Below are 16,752 nucleotides of genomic sequence, written 5' to 3'. Positions count from 1 at the left end.
ATGAAAGAAATAAAAGGACCGGCGATATTTTTAGCACAATTTATCTCAGATAAACCGCCATTTAATAACTTTAAAGACATTTGTCACTGGGCAAGTAACTTAGGTTATAAAGCAATTCAATTGCCAACTTCAAATTCGGACCTATTTGATTTAGAAAAAGCAGCTCAAAGCCAGCAATACTGCGATGAAGTGACTGGTATTGCAGCAGACGCAGGGCTTACAATTTCAGAGCTGTCGACTCACTTGCAAGGGCAGTTAATCGCTGTACATCCAGCATACGATGAAATGTTCGATAATTTTGCGCCGCAAGCAGTTAAAGGTAACCCCGCAGCAAGAACCGTATGGGCAAAAGAGCAATTAATGCTAGCAGCCAAAGCAAGCCAAAAGTTGGGATTAAAAACCCATGCAACTTTTTCTGGGGCATTACTTTGGCATACTTTTTACCCTTGGCCGCAACGTCCACAAGGACTGGTTGAACAAGGATTTGCAGAATTAGCTAAACGTTGGCTGCCTATACTAGATTGCTTTGACGAAATGGGTGTAGACGTGTGTTTTGAACTTCACCCTGGTGAAGATTTACATGACGGTGTTTCGTTTGAACGCTTTTTAGCGGCAACTAATAATCATCCGCGCGTAAATATTCTTTATGATCCTAGTCATTTTGTACTTCAACAACTTGATTACCTCGCATTTATAGACATTTATCATGAACGAATAAAAGCATTTCATGTTAAAGATGCCGAATTTACTCCTAACGGTCGCTCTGGCGTATATGGCGGCTATCAAAACTGGCAAGATCGCCCAGGAAGGTTTCGATCTTTAGGTGATGGGCAAATTGACTTTAAAAGTATTTTTAGCAAATTAACTCAGTACGGCTTTGATGGCTGGGCTGTTTTAGAGTGGGAATGTTGTATTAAACATCCAGAGGATGGCGCAAAAGAAGGGGCTGAATTTATTAAACAACATCTGATCCGCCCAACTGATAAGGCATTCGACGATTTTAGTCGAGCTGAAACAGATACCCAACGTAACAATCGCATTTTAGGTATTAAATAGGATATCGCTAATGAATGATAATAATAATAACAACCGCCTAGTATTTAGGCTCTGCTGTATTGCATTAATTGTTACCTCAATGACATTTGCGATCCGCGCCGGAATATTAGGCCAACTAGGTGAACAGTTTGGCCTTACTAGCACTCAGCTAGGTTGGGTTAACGCCATGGCCTTTTTAGGGTTCCCGGTTGCCACTATGGTTGGCGGCTTTATATATAATGCTATTGGAGCTAAACGACTTGTAGCACTGGCTTTTGTTTGTCACTTTGCTGGGCTCATTTTAACCATTACCGCAGACGGTTTTTGGGGATTGTTAGTCTCTACCTTTTTAATTGGTTTTGCTAATGGCTCTGTTGAAGCTGGTTGTAACCCACTAATTGCTCAAATGTTTCCAAAAAACACCACCACTATGCTCAACCGTTTCCACGTTTGGTTTCCAGGTGGTATCGTAATAGGAGCTTTGGCTTCAAGCGCTATGACTGCTGTAGGATTAAACTGGCAATGGCAAGTGGCATTAATTCTTATTCCAACCATTATATATGGTGTGATGATACTCAAATCACAGTTTCCACAGTTTGATATGCAAGTAAACTCAACCAGCAAAAACCTAAAAAACCTACTATCACCCGTGTATTTATTCCTGATTGTTTGTATGACAGTGACAGCCATTACCGAGTTTGGCACACAACAATGGATAGAAAAGATTTTAGGCTCTTCGGGTGCTTCACCTATGGTGATTTTAGCGCTTATAACTGGCCTTATGGCTACAGGCAGATTTTTTGCAGGACCAATTGTTCATCGTTTTAGCCCAACTGGGGTACTGCTTGGATCAGCAATCTTTGCCACCGCAGGAATATTTTTAATGAGCCAAGTGCAAGGTAACGCTATTTACTTTGCAGCAGCAATGTTTGCTGTTGGCGTCACTTACTTTTGGCCCACCATGCTTGGCTGCGTTGCAGAATTCGCCCCTAAAACAGGCGCTTTGGGTATGTCATTAATGGGCGGTGCTGGCATGTTTGCAGTTAGCATGTGGAACCCGGTAATCGGCCATTGGATTGATGCCGCAAGTAAAGAAGCCGAAGCGGCAAACTTAACGGTGCAGCAAACTCAAGTATTAGCAGGGCAAACAGTGTTAGGAAATCTGCTTATTTTCCCTATTATATTAATTGTGGTTTTTGCTGGGTTTCATCTGATTATGAATAAAAATAAAACGCTAAAAAACGCGTCTAGTAGCAACCATTAAAAATAAATAAACGAGGTTACATTATGCTTAAATCATTCAAAATGTTGTCACTTGCACTGGCTTTTAGTAGCTGTGCTTTTGCCCATACACCAGATAACCAACTAACCATAGAAGAGCAAAAAGCCGGCTGGCAATCACTTTTTAATGGTAAAGATATGTCTATGTGGCGTAACTTTAAAAGTGACACGGTTAACTCAGCATGGAAAATTGAAGATAACGCCATGACCCTAACGCAAGGTGGCGGCGATATTCTCACTAAAAAAATGTACCGCGACTACGAATTACAAATGGATTGGAAGATCTCTACAAAAGGCAACAGCGGTATTTTTGTATTAGTCGACGAAACTGGCAGTATGATCTATTCCCATGCGCCAGAAATTCAAATTTTAGATAATGTAGAACACTCAGATAATAAAATAGATTCTCATTTATCTGGCTCTATTTACGATCTTTTTGCAGCACCAAAAGCAGCTCACAAACTTGCAAATAACTGGAACCATGTACGTATTCGCATGCAGAATATGCACCTACAGGTATGGCAAAACGGTATCAGTACTACCAGTATTGTAATTGGCAGTACTACCTGGAACACCTTAGTGGCCAATAGTAAATTTGCTACGTGGGAAAACTTTGCAACGGCTGAGCAAGGGCATATTGGTCTTCAAGATCATGGTGACAAAGTTTGGTTTAAAAATATAAAAATTAAGGAGCTATAACTATGTCTAAATTCGATCATAAAGTACTGGTTGTTGGTTCGGGTGCTGGCGGTGCAATGGCCGCTTATACATTAACCAAACTGGGCCATAAAGTTTTATTATTAGAAGCTGGTAGAGACTACGATCCGAAAACAGAAAGCCCAATGTTTCGCCGAAATAGCGAAGCCCCTCTAATGGGAGCAGGCACTAAAGATAAAAGCTTTGGTTTTTACGATGCTACAGTAGATGGTGGTTGGCAAGTACCAGACGAGCCCTACACAAATGCCAAAGGTACCGATTTTTATTGGTGGCGAGCACGTATGCTCGGTGGCCGAACCAATCACTGGGGACGCTATTCGTTGCGCTTTAGTGAACACGACTTTAAAGGTAAAAGTCAAGACGGCCAAGGCGCCGATTGGCCGTTTGTGTATGAAGATATTGCACCTTGGTATGACAAAACTGAAGAGCTCGTTGGTATTTGTGGAACTAATACGGGTTTAGATGATATGCCTCCTTCTGCACCCGGTGTTTTACAGCCGCCACCAACACCTAGAGTGCCGGAGTTACTAATTGCAGCCAGTGCTAAAAAATTAGGTATTGCTGCAGTCCCTATGCACAGAGCCGTACTTACACGTAATAAAGATGATCGCATGGCGTGTTTTTATGCGACACCTTGTGGTAGCGGCTGCTCTATTGGTGCTGCTTTTCAAACCACAACTTCCCTACTACCTATGGCAATGGCGACCGGTAATTTAAAAATTGTTACCGACGCTATGGTTAAATCTGTCGCGGTAAATGACGCTGGTAAAGTAACGGGTGTGACCTATGTTGAGAAAAAATCTGTAACTGAGCATACTCTCTCAGCTGATGTGGTAATTCTTGCTGCCAGTGCATGTGAATCAGCGCGTATTTTGCTGAACTCTAAAACAGCCAAACACCCTAAAGGTTTAGCTAACTCGAGCGATCAGGTAGGCCGTAACTTGATGGACTCTACTGGTGCTTGGTTAGGCGCGCAAATTCCTGCTTTAAAAGGACGCCCGCGTTATAACGAAGATGGCCATACTGGCAACCACTTGTTTATTCCTTGGTGGGGACACAAAGCACATGCCAAAGGTGAGCTTGACTTTCCACGTGGCTACCACTTTGAAATAAGTAGCGGCTTTAATCAGCCAGGTTCAGGTGTGTCGGGTGATAAACAAGGATATGGGCCTGCCCTTAAGCAACAAGTTCGTGATGCATATGGCTCTTATGTTGGCTTTGCGCTGCGTGGCGAGATGCTCCCAAACAAAGACACTTACATGGAAATTGACGAAACCGTTAAAGATAAATGGGGGATCCCCGTTTCTAAATTCCATTTTAGATGGTCAGACCGAGAGCTTAAGCAAATTGAACACGGATTAAAAACAGCAAAACAAATTTTAGAAAATATGGGTGCTAAGGTCGGTAAATTACCGTCTGCAGAAAAAGCGATTTCTAAAGGTGGTGAAATTATTCATGAAGTAGGTACTACCAGAATGGGTAGCTCGCCAAAAGAGTCTGTTACTAATCAATGGGGTCAGACCTGGGAATGCGAAAACCTATTTATTATGGATGCCGGTGTATTTGCATCAAATCCACATAAAAATTGTACTTTAACAATAATGACACTCGCAATGCGTAACTCAACGTGGCTTGCAAAACAAATTGAAAAAGGGGTGCTATAACATGGATACACAAGATCGCATCGACTCTAACAAATACGCTTCAGGAATGTCACGTCGTGAATCATTAAAATGGCTTGGGCTACTCGCCGCTGGATCGGCCGTGTCACTAAGTGCTGGTTGCACTAAAGCACTCGATGGTTCTATGAGCAAAGCTGGTCATTGGCCTGATATAGACATAGCCCCAGTAACAGGTAAAGGTTATGGTACAGATCCAAATATGGTGCTCCCACCAGAGTCGCCTTGGCCGCTCACCTTAACTAATGCCCAGCTGACACTCGTCGCTATACTTGCAGATTACATAGTACCCCAAGAAGGTAATAATCCAAGTGCTTCACAAGTACAGGTACCAAGTGTAATTAATGAATGGGTAAGCGCACCTTATAACGGCCAGCAAAAAGATAGAGTAGCTATCCTGCATGGATTAGCGTGGATTGACGATGAGGCAGCACTTCGTTTTGAAACTAATTTTGTGCAATTAAATAGTGAACAACAAACCGCTATATTAAATGATATTGCCTATGTTGGTGAAGATATACCCGCTCAGTTTCAACGTATAAGTGATGCTTTTTTACGCTTTAAAAATTTGGTGTTAGGTGCTTACTTTTGCACGCCACAAGGCTGTAAAGATATCGGTTACTTAGGTAATGTACCTATTGCTGGTGATTACCCTGGCCCTAGCGATGAAGCCAAAGCACATTTAGAACATGTGTTAGCAGAACTAGGCTTAAGCGAATACGCTTATAAAGACTGATTTAAATTAATGCCGTTAATCTAACGATGGCTACATAAAAGAAACAAACGCAAAGAGGGATTCACCTCTTTGCTTATTTAATAGGTATTTTGTGATGTTTAATACAAAATTTTGGCAACTAAAAACGTTGCTGTTTATTGGTGTTGTAACGCTAAGCTGCAGTGCGTTGCAAGTGAGTGCTAAAACAGCAAAAGCACTCCCGCCTGTAAGTGTACAGCTTTGGTCGGTTAAAGATGCATTAAAGGCAGACTTTGAAGGTACACTACAGTCGCTCTCTGCTATGGGTTTTCAAGGAGTAGAGTTTGCCGGTGATTTTGGTAGTTACCGCAATGATCCGAGCAAGCTAAAACGCAAACTTAGTGATTTAAATTTAGTTGCTAGCAGTGCGCATATTGGCTTTGAAGTACTAACGAATGAGAGTATTTCAGACACCCTTCTATTTTATAAAACCTTAGGCGTATCGTTATTATTTGTACCATGGGATGAACGCGCATGGCATCCTACTGGTGTAATTGCTTTAACCAAGCAACTAATTGCAGTAAATAATATAGCCCAACGTTACGATATGCAGATTGGCTTTCATAATCATGATCAAGAGTTTAACCATTATAAAGGCGCTACTTATTGGGATTACATTGCGACCCAAACACCGGCTAATATGCCACTGCAACTCGATATTGGTTGGGTTAATTATGCAGGGAAGAACCCTCTCACTTACGTGAAAAATTATCCGCAACGTACAATATCGACCCATTTAAAAATTCGCACCCATAAAAATGATGACCTAAGTCCTATTATTGGTGAAAATAGTTATTCTTGGCAGTCACTGATAAAGTCATTAATTCAGCACGGCGGTACTCAATGGCTGGTATTAGAGCAAGAAGAATACCCGCATGGTTTAACGCCAATGCAAAGTGTTGCTAAATCTAAAGCTAATCTTGATGTGATTTTACAGGAAATGGCACAATAACTACGGTAGGAAAGTAATTTTGTGACCCAAAGGCCAATGTAAAATAGCACTTTATTGGGTCACAATACTTTTTAGTTACTCTATTTAACCGTTTTATAACTCAGTAATTACGAGTGCTTATTCTTCGTTACCAAAGAATAATTTAGTGATCAGTTTATTATCAATAGTCTCACCCTTTAACGTTCTCACTAATAACTCACTACCTAGTAGTTGCAATGAAAATACCACGTCAGGTTTTACACGTTTAATTTGCGGTATATGCTTACTTGAATTAACTAAAGCAATTGTTTTGGTGTCCTCGCCAGCAACTTCTTTAGCGGCTAAAATACTAAACGCATTTTCAGCATCATCATTACGTAACGCTAAAATATAATTTGCCTTTTTAGCGCCCGCTTCTATTAAGATATCTGCCGAGCTTGAGTCGCCATAAACAATGTCTGCATCTACCGGGTATTCGTGTTCAGACCCTGTTGGGCACACTAAAGTAACTGCATCGCCACGCTCTACCAAACCGGCATATACACTGTGTGCGGTGGGTGAAATACCTAAAATAATAAAATGATTTTTTCTCATTACGTTCGAAATCCTACCTTTAACAATTTTTTTAAGATTACCACCAATTACAGGGCCTATAATAGCACTGATAGAAGTAGCAAAAACGGTAATACCCATAACAATAATTGATGCGGTAAATAGTCTCGCCGTAGACGTTACAGGGTAAAGATCGCCATAGCCTACTGTCGACATGCTCACAATAGAAAAGTAAAATGCAGTGGGTAAATCGGTAATAGGGGTACTAAACTCGCTGCCTAAATACAAAGTGCCAAACACAGCATAAAGCATTAATGCACCTGTGCTAGTTAAAGCAAACAAACTACCTGCGGTAATACTAGAGCCATCAAAGCTTTTCCAGTATACGAGTAATAACATGCTCACAACCATAGTGTAAGACAATAATATTAGCCCAGAGCTTGACGATGAAATACTAATAACCGCAACCACTATTAATAATATCAGTGAAAAAGCCCACGCTAAACGTGCTTTTAAAGCTAAGCCAACCGACATTATTATTAAACCTGCACCTAAAATAAAGCGCGGTAGTTCTGTTATTCCTATTTTATCAATTAAATTTAACCAATCGAGCGACCAGTTTAATACACCCGGTAGCATTTCGAGCATACGTGCAACAACCGGTTTAATTAACCAGTAACCATTAAAAGCAACCAAAATGGCTAATATCCAAGCTGGTTTACACAGTTCTAGTAGTTTACGTTTTATTGTTTCAACTTTCATAAAAAGCACTTTAATAACAGTGGCATATACATAATACCACTCGATGAATAGCAAATAAATTAATAAAGCTATTATAACTGCCACCCAATATTAGGTGCACTTATAATAGCTTAGTATTTATACCTGTTAGCTCACTACACTATTAAGTAAGTTACCTATGTAAGCTAACCAAGAGACTTAAATACGCTCAAACATCCCATTCTTTTAGTGTATCTTTTACAAAAAAATAGCGCCAAGAACTAAGCAAATCTGGTTTAATATGCTGCTCTTTTTGTGTTGCAGATAACTTCCAATTCCAACTAATTAATTGATTAACCTGTTTTTTAGAAGCCATTACATCTTCTGGAATATTATGTTCTTTGGCAACTTTATTAATTTTTTGTTTTATTTCTTTCGCTACTTTTTTATAACTAGGAAAGTCTATTAAACGCTTTAAAATTGCCGGGTGTTGCTCCTCAGGCAGTGCTTTTGCTTGCTCAATACACTTTAGTATTTCGACTCCCGAGCGGTTCACTTCTATCGCCTCAACGCCCGGAATTTGCCTTAATGCATTTAAACTTGCAGGGCCTCGTTTAGCAATTTCTGTCATATTGTGTTCTTTTAATACAAAGTTAAGTGCTAAATTTTTACGAATTGCTTTATTTCGACGCCATACTGCCAGCTCTCTTAATATAGCAAGTTCATGTGGTCTTAGTTGCCATGCATTTTTGATGTCTTTGTAGAGCAGCTCATCTGGGGTTTGAAATTCACGCTTATTAGCTACTAACTCACTTTCGCTAATAACAATATTAAATAAATCGGCGGCTTTTACACTGTCAATAATAAGATTAAAACAGGGTAATAAATGATAGGCATCGGCAGCAGCGTACTCTAATTGTTTATTTGTTAATGGGCGTTGCAACCAATTTGTACGTGATTCACTTTTATCTATTTCAATATTCAGTAAGGTTTTTACCATAAGGGCAAAGCCCATGCAGTTTCCTTCGCCTAAAATTTGCAGTGCAAATTGAGTATCGAATAATGGTGTAGGAACAAACCCTGCGTACTTTTGAAAAACTTCTATGTCTTCTGAAGGGGAATGAAATACTTTTAAAACAGCAGGATCTTTTAAAATTTGCCAAAAATCGAATAATGACAGTTCTGCCAGTGGATCTATAAGTGCTAAATGCTCGCCATCATAAACTTGAATAAGTGCAACTTCTGGGTACAAAGTACGACGGCGCATAAACTCTGTGTCTATGGCTAAAACGGGTTTGTTTTTAATTTGCTCAACAAAAGTATTAAGCTGATTTTGGGTTTCAATTAATTGGTAGTGCACTTAGTCTCCTACAATAAAAAAGCCGACATATGTCGGCTTTTTTAATGGTTGCTAATCTTTCAAGGCTCTTCTGAGTATTTTACCTACGTTAGTTTTAGGTAACTCATCCCTAAACTCAACAAGCTTAGGCACCTTATAATTAGTTAAATTATCACGACAGTGTTTTATTATATCTTTTTCAGTTAAAGAAGGGTCTTTTTTTACAACAAAAACTTTAACTTGTTCACCACTCGTATCGTGAGGGATACCAATAGCTGCTACTTCAAGCACTCCATCGTGCATGGCAACAACTTCTTCAATTTCGTTAGGGAATACATTAAAGCCCGAGACAATAATCATATCTTTTTTACGATCAACGATATAAAAGAAACCTTCGTCGTCATACGTTGCTATGTCACCGGTAGCAAACCAGCCATTTTGTAAGCTCTCAGCGGTTGCATCTGGGCGTTTGTAGTAACCAAGCATAACCTGAGGACCTTTAACCCAAAGTTCTCCTGGTTCACCTTTTGCTGCTTCTTGGCCATTATCAAGAATTAATTTGATTTCGGTACTTGGAGCCGGTAAACCAATTGAGCCATTATATGCAGTTAAGTCATAAGGACTAACGGTAACTAAAGGAGAACACTCGGTTAAACCATACCCTTCCATTAACTTAGATTTTGTAACTGTTTGCCATTTTTCAGCAACTGGGCGTTGTACAGCCATACCGCCACCTAATGACATTTTTAAATGACTAAAATCAAGTTCGGCAAATCCTGGTGTGTTTAACAAACCATTAAATAAAGTATTTACACCCGTAATAGCAGTAAATTTAGCTTTACTTAATTCTTTAATAAAACCAGGCATGTCGCGAGGATTAGTTATAAGTACATTTAATCCGCCATACTTCATAAATGTTAAGCAGTTAGCTGTTAATGCAAAAATATGATAAAGCGGCAACGCAGTTATTACTACTTCTTTACCACGCACAAGCACTGGGTCTAAACATCCCGATACTTGCTCAAGATTACCTACCATATTACCGTGGCTTAACATTGCGCCTTTAGATACACCCGTTGTTCCGCCGGTATATTGTAAAAAAGCTAAATCACTTAAGTTAACCTCTGGGCGTACATAGGCATTTTCGTCGGCTTTAAGTAAGTCGCAAAAATCAATGGTATTTGGCAAAGTATAGCTTGGCACCATTTTTTTAATGTACTTAACAACAAAGTTTACAACATGCTTTTTAATGCCACCCATCATGTCGCCTACTTGGGTAACAATAATATGTTTAACATCGGTATGCGGTAGCGCTTTTTCCAGTGTATCGGCAAAGTTAGCCAATATAAAAATTGCTGAAGTATCAGAATCTTTTAGTTGGTGCTCAAGTTCACGCACTGTGTAGAGTGGATTTACATTAACAACAACACAGCCTGCGCGTAAAATACCTAAAATAGCAATGGGCGTTTGTAACAAGTTAGGCATCATAACTGCCACTTTGTCACATTTTTTAAGGCCTAAATCATTTTGAATATAAGACGCAACTTTTTTAGTTGCTGTATCAATTTCATCATAAGACAAGGTTTTACCCATATTTGTAAATGCGGGTAAATCTTTGTAGTCGGTAAAACTTTTTTCAAACACTTCGAGTAATGAGGCGTAGTGCTCAGGATCGATAGTTTCAGGCATACCTTCTGGGTAGCGCTTAAGCCAAATTTTTTCCACTCTTAGCCCCTGTTTATAGTTATATTTTTATTAACCTTAATCTAAGTAAGGCACTTTGACAATTGAGCAAATACTCTAATGGAGAATAATCCCACATTTAACGCTAATATACAATTAACACACGCTACTTTGCACCATAAATGCTTGAATCTGTTCAAAACAGTGCGCACTACTTTGCATATGACAGTGATGCCCGCCCTCTACAGTTATTACATTTAAGCTATTGTAATATTTAGCATAGTTTTCTAAATTTTGTTTTACAAAAGTATAGCCTGCATCCCCTAGTATTAACTGGCATGGCGCAATTAAATTTTTTATTGCACCAATACATTGCGCCTCATCAAACCTAAAACCTGAATGATTTTTAAGCTTTGGGTCGGTTGTTAATGCAAATCCATTTTTAATTGTTTTAATATTGCGCTCCATTAACACCTCAACAAGCTGGCTACTTAAATCTGTTGTTTGCGCACGTGCTTGGTTTATTTGCTCTTTCGATTGATACACTCTTGGCTTTTTATTTTTTAGTCTGTCTCGGTTTAAAATAGCACTTTTAAGTTGTTGCGTTACTTCTTCAGTTGGAGTTGTTACGCACCCTATCCCTTCTATAAATGTTACAGACGTTACATAGTCACTAAAGCAGCTTGCAAACACACCCGCCACCATAGCTCCCATAGAGTGCCCTACTAAATGTATTTTTTTTACCCCTAGAGTATTTATAAACTGATATATATCATCAATATAATCTACAAAATAATAGTGTGCGTCGTCGCTACGCCATGACGACAATCCGTGTCCGGCAAAATCAAGGCAATACCACGTTTGCTGCACTTTGGCATTTGCTAACATAGGGATATAACTTGCACTATTATCAAGCCAGCCATGTAGCGCAATTACAACTTCATCTCCACTTCCCGTTTTTAAACCATGAATATTTAAATTATTGATTTGAATATTAAATGGTTCCACAGCACACCCCTATTAATTTTATTAATGATTATTTATAACTGTTAGCTCTAACGTGTTTTAAAAGGTGTTTTTAAATCTATCCTTCAGTAGTTATAGACAATGTAACCTTTAATGATAGGTATTTGCTACCAACTAATTTAAAACAAAGGAGTAATTATAACTAAGCAAGTAAGTTAGTTTATGTGATCCTGATTTAATAAAGCTTAAGCGCAATATAACTTTAACACTTTGCTTTAGTCGTTCATCGATATTAATTTATTTATCATATTAACTGTATACAATAACTCCAAGCTATTAAATTAAGTACATTTAAAAGGTACAAACATGAAAAAACAGCTCAGTTTATTGGCGCTTTTATGCAGCGCAACAAGTGCTTATGCAGATTCGGCACCAAAAAATATTATTTATATGATTGGCGATGGTATGGGCCCAGCTTATACAACTGCTTATCGCTACTTTAAAGACGACCCGAACACTAAAGCAATTGAAAGCACTGTATTCGATACTATTTTAACTGGCATGGCACACACCTACCCAGACGATCATACTTATGTTACCGACAGCGCAGCAAGCGCTACAGCGTTAAGCAGCGGCCATAAAAGCTATAACGGTGCTATTGGCGTAGATACCAATAAAAAGCCCGTTAAAACGATGTTAGAAATTGCAAAAGAGCGCGGTATGACCACGGCACTTGTCGCTACTTTGCAAATTAACCACGCCACACCGGCAAGCTTTGCAGCTCATAATGAATCTCGCGGTAACTACGATGAAATTGCTAATGATTACATTGACAATAAAATTGCGGGCAAGCTACCCGTTGATTTAATGCTAGGTGGAGGGACTAAATATTTTATTCGTGAGGACCGTAACTTAATTGAAGAATTTAAAGCCGCTGGTTATCAATACTCCGACGACATTAATAACCTAGGCCAAATTACGCAGCTCCCTGCCATTGGTTTATACGCCGAAAAAGGCCTTCCATACGCAATTGATGAGCACCCCAATCGCCTTGCACGATTAACCACTAAAACACTTGATTTATTAGATGGCCAAAACAAAGAAGGTTTTTTTGTGATGATTGAAGGCAGCCAAATTGATTGGTGTGGCCATGCTAACGATATAGCCTGTGCTATGGCAGAAATGGACGATTTTGCTAAATCGGTCGAAAAAGCAAAAGCATACGTTGATAAAAACCAAGACACGATTTTAATTGTTACCGCAGATCACTCAACAGGTGGTTTAACACTTGGTGCCCACGGACAATACAAGTGGGATACCGAAATAGTTAAAGGCGTTAAAGCCTCGGCTGGTAAATTAACCTCGCTATTAATGGATGCCAGTGATTTAAAAACAGTTTGGTCGGCTAATACTAATATTGAGTTTAGTGCTGAGCACCAAATTAAACTTGAGCAAGCTAAAAAAATGGGTAAAAAGCCTTTAAATTTAGCCATTAAAAGTATTATTAACGATGCCAGCTTTACTGGCTGGACAACTGGTGGCCACACAGCAGTTGATGTACAAGTATTTGCCTATGGTAAAGGTAGCGAGCAATTTACGGGCTCACAAAACAATACTGACATTGCCGATAAGCTAATTGCATTTATAGAAAAATAACGTATTAGAAACAATGAATATGTAACAAACAAAAAGCCCGAGCATCTAATATGTTCGGGCTTTTTATTTTTAAATTTTATATTTGAGTAATTTAAGCGTAAATGTCTACACCAATTAAATCTTGCACTTCAGCACGTCGTTCTAAATTTGCAAATTCGGTATAAGTGGAAATAGCCTTGCTTACTTGTGCTGAGGGTTGGTCGTAAATAGTTTGATTATATTGTGTATTTGCTGCGTTCGCTTTAAAAAATTGATTGGCTAACTCTACGCCTTCACGACTGTTTTTAACATAATCGGTATTCGTTTTTGGCGCAGCAGTGTGCTCTAACAAACCTTGAGGTTTATTAGTAACTACTTTAGCAGAGCTAACTCTACCCGGAATATCTCCGGTAAAAAAACCTGAACCAATAGGCAGCGTCATTACGCGTCTCCAATCTTAATCTATTTAAAATTATGATTTAAAAACAACCGATTTGCAAATACTCGTTATTTAATTTTCACTCTCGACCTGGAAGCTTTTTCCAAGTAACAGTATCGCGTACATATTTAGGCTGTGCATCGCTTGCTTTTACAACGTTACCCGCTAAAAAGCCTGCCTCTACAAATGCTAGCATGTAGCGTGCATCGGGCAGTGTGATCTCGCTATTAATAGTTACGTTATCAAAATCATTCAACGCATCAGGGTATGTTTTAAACCCTGTACCTACAGCAACCGATTGTGGTGCACTATTGGCTATATAATCTTGATTTAACAACTCAGGTTTAATTACGCATTCTTGATTAACTAATTGCATTAAGCCGTTTTGTGCTTGGTAATGCGCAAAGTAAATCTCTCCCATGCGGGCGTCAATACTGGGATAAACACTTTCATGGCCGTGTTGCTCAAACGCTTGTTGCGCCATAATAGCTAACGTAGATACCCCTACAAGTGGCAATTTAGTTGAATATGCAAGGCCTTGTGCAATAGCTACACTAATACGTACTCCCGTAAAACTACCTGGACCTTGACCAAAGCCAATTACGTCTAAGTCTTTTAATTTACAGTTTGCGCTGGTTAATAGCTGATCTATTAATGGCAGTATTTTTTGACTATGCTGCTGCGGGCATTCTTCAAAATGATGAAATGTTTGCCCCTTAAAATGTAAAACAATTGATAGCGCTTCGGTAGACGCATCAAGGGCAAGAATATTACTTTTGATCATTTTATTACTCTAATTAATTTGTTGTAAAAATTTATTGGCATCTTCTAAGCTTCGCGTGCGGCGCATTGGCGGTAAGCTCTTTAAAAATACTTGCCCGTACTGGCGTGTAACTAAGCGATTATCGCATATTACAAGTACGCCTTTGTCTTTACTGTCGCGTATTAACCGCCCTACTCCTTGCTTAAGCGCAATAACTGCTTGTGGTAATTGTATATGTGCAAAGGGGTCTTTTCCTTGCATTTGGCAGTCTTGCATTTTAGCTTGTAGTAAAGGGTCATCTGGTGCGGCAAATGGAAGCTTATCAATAATAACACAGCTTAGCGTACTGCCGCGTACATCAACCCCTTCCCAAAATGAAGCCGTCCCTAATAGCACTGCATTACCATGACGGGTAAACTTTTCTAAAATAATACGTTTCGACATTTGTCCTTGCATATAAACTGGGTAGTCTATTTGCGTAGTAAGCCCTTCGGCTACTAAATGCATCATACGGTAACTTGTAAAAAGCACAAAACAGCGTCCTTTAGTCGACTTAATCAGTTCCAGCGTTAATTTTACAATTGCGTGGGGCATATTGTCTGCGTGCGACTCAGGTAAATAACGCGGCAAACACAGCAGTGCTTGGTTTGGATAATCAAACGGGCTATCTACCATCATGCTTTGTTTGGGTGTTAGTCCAAGGCTGGCGTTAAAGTGGCTAAGCTGATTATCGACCGACAATGTAGCCGAGGTAAATACAAACCCTGCGCCTGTATCGGCCATCATTTTAGCAAATTTAACTGATACATTTAATGGCGTTATATTAATAGTTAAATAACGGCGGGTGGTTTCGTACCAATAGCTAAAACCTGTTTGCGTGGTATCGAATACCCGCTCCAACTGGCCTTTAAACGACAGTGCACGTTCAAACGGGTGCTCTATTTTATCGCTTCTGTCTAAGCAAAGTTTTAATACCTGATAAACAAAGTCTAGGTCGCTAATAACCCGATGCAACGCGGCGCAAATTTGCTTATCGCTGAGTTTAGCGCGCCAATCACCACGGCTGCCATCAACGCCAAACTGCAGGCGTAAATCGGCAACACTGGTTTCGAGTTTATTTAAGCTTTTACCTAGCTGCAACATGTCAGGGATTTCGGCTCGATAAATGGCGCGTAAATCGTTTATTAAATCCACCAGCTTTTTAGTGCTAACGCTTTCGCCAAAGTAATCACTAGCAATTTCGCTTAATTGGTGTGCTTCGTCAAATATATAAGCATCTGCTGTGGGCATCAGCTCTGCAAAGCCACTGTCTTTTACTGCCATATCAGCAAAAAATAAATGATGGTTAATTACCACTATATCGGCATCAGCCGCATTTAAGCGTGCTTTTCTTATATAACAAGCTTGAAAGTCGGGGCATTCTTTGCCTAAACAGTTGTCTGCGGTGGAGTTTACATAAGGTAATACTTTTGCATCGTCTTCTATACCAATACAGTCGGCTAAGTCGCCTGACTGTGTTTCGCTGGCAAACTTAGCCACCATAGCTAATTGGTGCATTACATCAGAATCGTCGGTAGGTACATGAGCCACATGCTGATTAAGTCGATAAGTACATAAGTAGTTTGCTCGGCCTTTTAATAATGCCGTTTTTTTAGAAGCACTTAACGCTTTTACGAGTTGAGGTAAGTCGCGATGATATAACTGCTCTTGCAGGGCTTTAGAGCCCGTAGATATGATGGTTTTACCTTTTGATTTAAGCGCGGGGGCTAAGTAGGCAAAGGTTTTTCCTGTGCCCGTACCGGCTTCAACTACTAGTTGTGAGCTGTTTTTTAACGCATCAGCAACGGCAACGGCCATATCTATTTGTGGCTGTCGTGGTGTATACCCATCTAAAGATAACGCCAAAGGCCCGGTTGCACTAAACAGCTGTTTGATAATACCAATCACTTTACAATAAATAATAGCACGATTTTACGTAAGCTAACCACCAAGGGCAAGTAATTACAAAGTAGTTTTACTTTTATGACGCTATTTATAAAATAAAATCTTCATTTTAATTATTCATCCTAAATTACCAAGAGACGTTATTACTAACTTAGCTTTAAAGTTATGACAACACTATTAACAATGGCTCATTTACTATTAACCAGTTGCGATAGTAAAGTTAAATTAAACGCCTAATTCGCCTATAAATATTGTGACACTATAATATGACAGGAGTACCATAGCAGCCTTGAAACTCGCTTTTTGTGTGTCGC

Annotated in this window: 14 protein-coding genes; 7 read left to right on the top strand and 7 right to left on the bottom strand. The window is 39.4% G+C overall.

Translation table 11 applies throughout. The features are described 5' to 3' along the window. The 6 genes from J5X91_RS02410 to J5X91_RS02385 all read left to right on the top strand — a co-directional run bounded on the left by J5X91_RS02410 (nt 1) and on the right by J5X91_RS02385 (nt 6,418). Complete coding sequence (locus J5X91_RS02410; RefSeq protein WP_208833995.1) at nt 1-1,056, top strand: sugar phosphate isomerase/epimerase family protein; 1,056 nt, start codon at nt 1-3, stop codon at nt 1,054-1,056. A 10-nt stretch (nt 1,057-1,066) separates the two neighbouring features. After that, nucleotides 1,067-2,299 (top strand): MFS transporter, encoded by a 1,233-nt coding sequence (locus tag J5X91_RS02405; RefSeq protein WP_208833994.1) that lies wholly within the window; start codon nt 1,067-1,069, stop codon nt 2,297-2,299. 23 nt (nt 2,300-2,322) lie between these two features. After that, on the top strand, nt 2,323-3,015 hold the full coding sequence (locus tag J5X91_RS02400) for a DUF1080 domain-containing protein (RefSeq protein ID WP_208833993.1): 693 nt from the start codon (nt 2,323-2,325) through the stop codon (nt 3,013-3,015). A gap of 2 nt (nt 3,016-3,017) precedes the next feature. Continuing rightward, complete coding sequence (locus J5X91_RS02395; protein ID WP_058375092.1) at nt 3,018-4,697, top strand: GMC family oxidoreductase; 1,680 nt, start codon at nt 3,018-3,020, stop codon at nt 4,695-4,697. Between the two features lies 1 nt (nt 4,698). After that, nucleotides 4,699-5,448 carry a gluconate 2-dehydrogenase subunit 3 family protein gene (locus tag J5X91_RS02390; RefSeq protein WP_208833992.1) on the top strand — a complete coding sequence of 250 codons (750 nt, stop codon included), beginning with the start codon at nt 4,699-4,701 and terminating at the stop codon, nt 5,446-5,448. A 94-nt stretch (nt 5,449-5,542) separates the two neighbouring features. Continuing rightward, on the top strand, nt 5,543-6,418 hold the full coding sequence (locus J5X91_RS02385) for a sugar phosphate isomerase/epimerase (protein ID WP_208833991.1): 876 nt from the start codon (nt 5,543-5,545) through the stop codon (nt 6,416-6,418). A 117-nt stretch (nt 6,419-6,535) separates the two neighbouring features. Here J5X91_RS02385 and kch read toward each other — a convergent pair whose 3' ends face one another. The 4 genes from kch to J5X91_RS02365 all read right to left on the bottom strand — a co-directional run bounded on the left by kch (nt 6,536) and on the right by J5X91_RS02365 (nt 11,699). After that, nucleotides 6,536-7,711, bottom strand: coding sequence for a voltage-gated potassium channel protein (gene kch / locus J5X91_RS02380; RefSeq protein WP_208833990.1), 1,176 nt, complete (start codon nt 7,709-7,711; stop codon nt 6,536-6,538). Nucleotides 7,712-7,898: 187 nt separating this feature from the next. After that, nucleotides 7,899-9,029, bottom strand: a complete 1,131-nt coding sequence (gene rnd / locus J5X91_RS02375) for a ribonuclease D (protein WP_208833989.1) — start codon at nt 9,027-9,029, stop codon at nt 7,899-7,901. Nucleotides 9,030-9,080: 51 nt separating this feature from the next. Continuing rightward, nucleotides 9,081-10,733 (bottom strand): long-chain-fatty-acid--CoA ligase FadD, encoded by a 1,653-nt coding sequence (fadD, locus tag J5X91_RS02370; RefSeq protein ID WP_208833988.1) that lies wholly within the window; start codon nt 10,731-10,733, stop codon nt 9,081-9,083. A gap of 114 nt (nt 10,734-10,847) precedes the next feature. Next, nucleotides 10,848-11,699, bottom strand: coding sequence for an alpha/beta hydrolase (locus tag J5X91_RS02365; RefSeq protein ID WP_208833987.1), 852 nt, complete (start codon nt 11,697-11,699; stop codon nt 10,848-10,850). 324 nt (nt 11,700-12,023) lie between these two features. Here J5X91_RS02365 and J5X91_RS02360 point away from each other — a divergent pair, with 324 nt between their 5' ends. Beyond that, on the top strand, nt 12,024-13,313 hold the full coding sequence (locus J5X91_RS02360; RefSeq protein ID WP_208833986.1) for an alkaline phosphatase: 1,290 nt from the start codon (nt 12,024-12,026) through the stop codon (nt 13,311-13,313). Between the two features lie 91 nt (nt 13,314-13,404). Here the strand turns inward: J5X91_RS02360 and J5X91_RS02355 are convergent, their stop codons facing one another. The 3 genes from J5X91_RS02355 to J5X91_RS02345 form a co-directional block, all read right to left on the bottom strand. After that, a complete protein-coding gene (locus tag J5X91_RS02355; RefSeq protein ID WP_089369288.1) occupies nt 13,405-13,734 on the bottom strand; it encodes a hypothetical protein in 330 nt (109 codons plus the stop codon). A gap of 76 nt (nt 13,735-13,810) precedes the next feature. Further along, the gene (gene tsaB, locus J5X91_RS02350) at nt 13,811-14,515 is read right to left on the bottom strand and encodes a tRNA (adenosine(37)-N6)-threonylcarbamoyltransferase complex dimerization subunit type 1 TsaB (RefSeq protein WP_208833985.1); all 705 of its coding nucleotides are present in this window, start codon (nt 14,513-14,515) and stop codon (nt 13,811-13,813) included. 9 nt (nt 14,516-14,524) lie between these two features. Beyond that, on the bottom strand, nt 14,525-16,441 hold the full coding sequence (locus J5X91_RS02345; protein WP_208833984.1) for an ATP-dependent DNA helicase: 1,917 nt from the start codon (nt 16,439-16,441) through the stop codon (nt 14,525-14,527). Nucleotides 16,442-16,752: the final 311 nt, after the last annotated feature.

This window comes from Pseudoalteromonas sp. K222D (assembly GCF_017653575.1).
Classification (GTDB): Bacteria; Pseudomonadota; Gammaproteobacteria; order Enterobacterales; family Alteromonadaceae; genus Pseudoalteromonas; species Pseudoalteromonas nigrifaciens.
The sequence above is the reverse complement of the archived record's forward strand: the minus strand, read 5'-3'. Positions and strand labels throughout refer to the sequence as shown.

Bases quoted from the DNA above. Each gene is read 5' to 3' on its own strand.
- J5X91_RS02360 (WP_208833986.1), top strand. From the start codon at position 12,024: ATGAAAAAACAGCTCAGTTTATTGGCGCTTTTATGCAGCGCAACAAGT.
- J5X91_RS02405 (WP_208833994.1), top strand. From the start codon at position 1,067: ATGAATGATAATAATAATAACAACCGCCTAGTATTTAGGCTCTGCTGT.
- J5X91_RS02395 (WP_058375092.1), top strand. From the start codon at position 3,018: ATGTCTAAATTCGATCATAAAGTACTGGTTGTTGGTTCGGGTGCTGGC.
- J5X91_RS02355 (WP_089369288.1), bottom strand. From the start codon at position 13,734: ATGACGCTGCCTATTGGTTCAGGTTTTTTTACCGGAGATATTCCGGGT.
- tsaB (WP_208833985.1), bottom strand. From the start codon at position 14,515: ATGATCAAAAGTAATATTCTTGCCCTTGATGCGTCTACCGAAGCGCTA.
- J5X91_RS02400 (WP_208833993.1), top strand. From the start codon at position 2,323: ATGCTTAAATCATTCAAAATGTTGTCACTTGCACTGGCTTTTAGTAGC.
- J5X91_RS02410 (WP_208833995.1), top strand. From the start codon at position 1: ATGAAAGAAATAAAAGGACCGGCGATATTTTTAGCACAATTTATCTCA.
- J5X91_RS02385 (WP_208833991.1), top strand. From the start codon at position 5,543: ATGTTTAATACAAAATTTTGGCAACTAAAAACGTTGCTGTTTATTGGT.
- kch (WP_208833990.1), bottom strand. From the start codon at position 7,711: ATGAAAGTTGAAACAATAAAACGTAAACTACTAGAACTGTGTAAACCA.
- J5X91_RS02390 (WP_208833992.1), top strand. From the start codon at position 4,699: ATGGATACACAAGATCGCATCGACTCTAACAAATACGCTTCAGGAATG.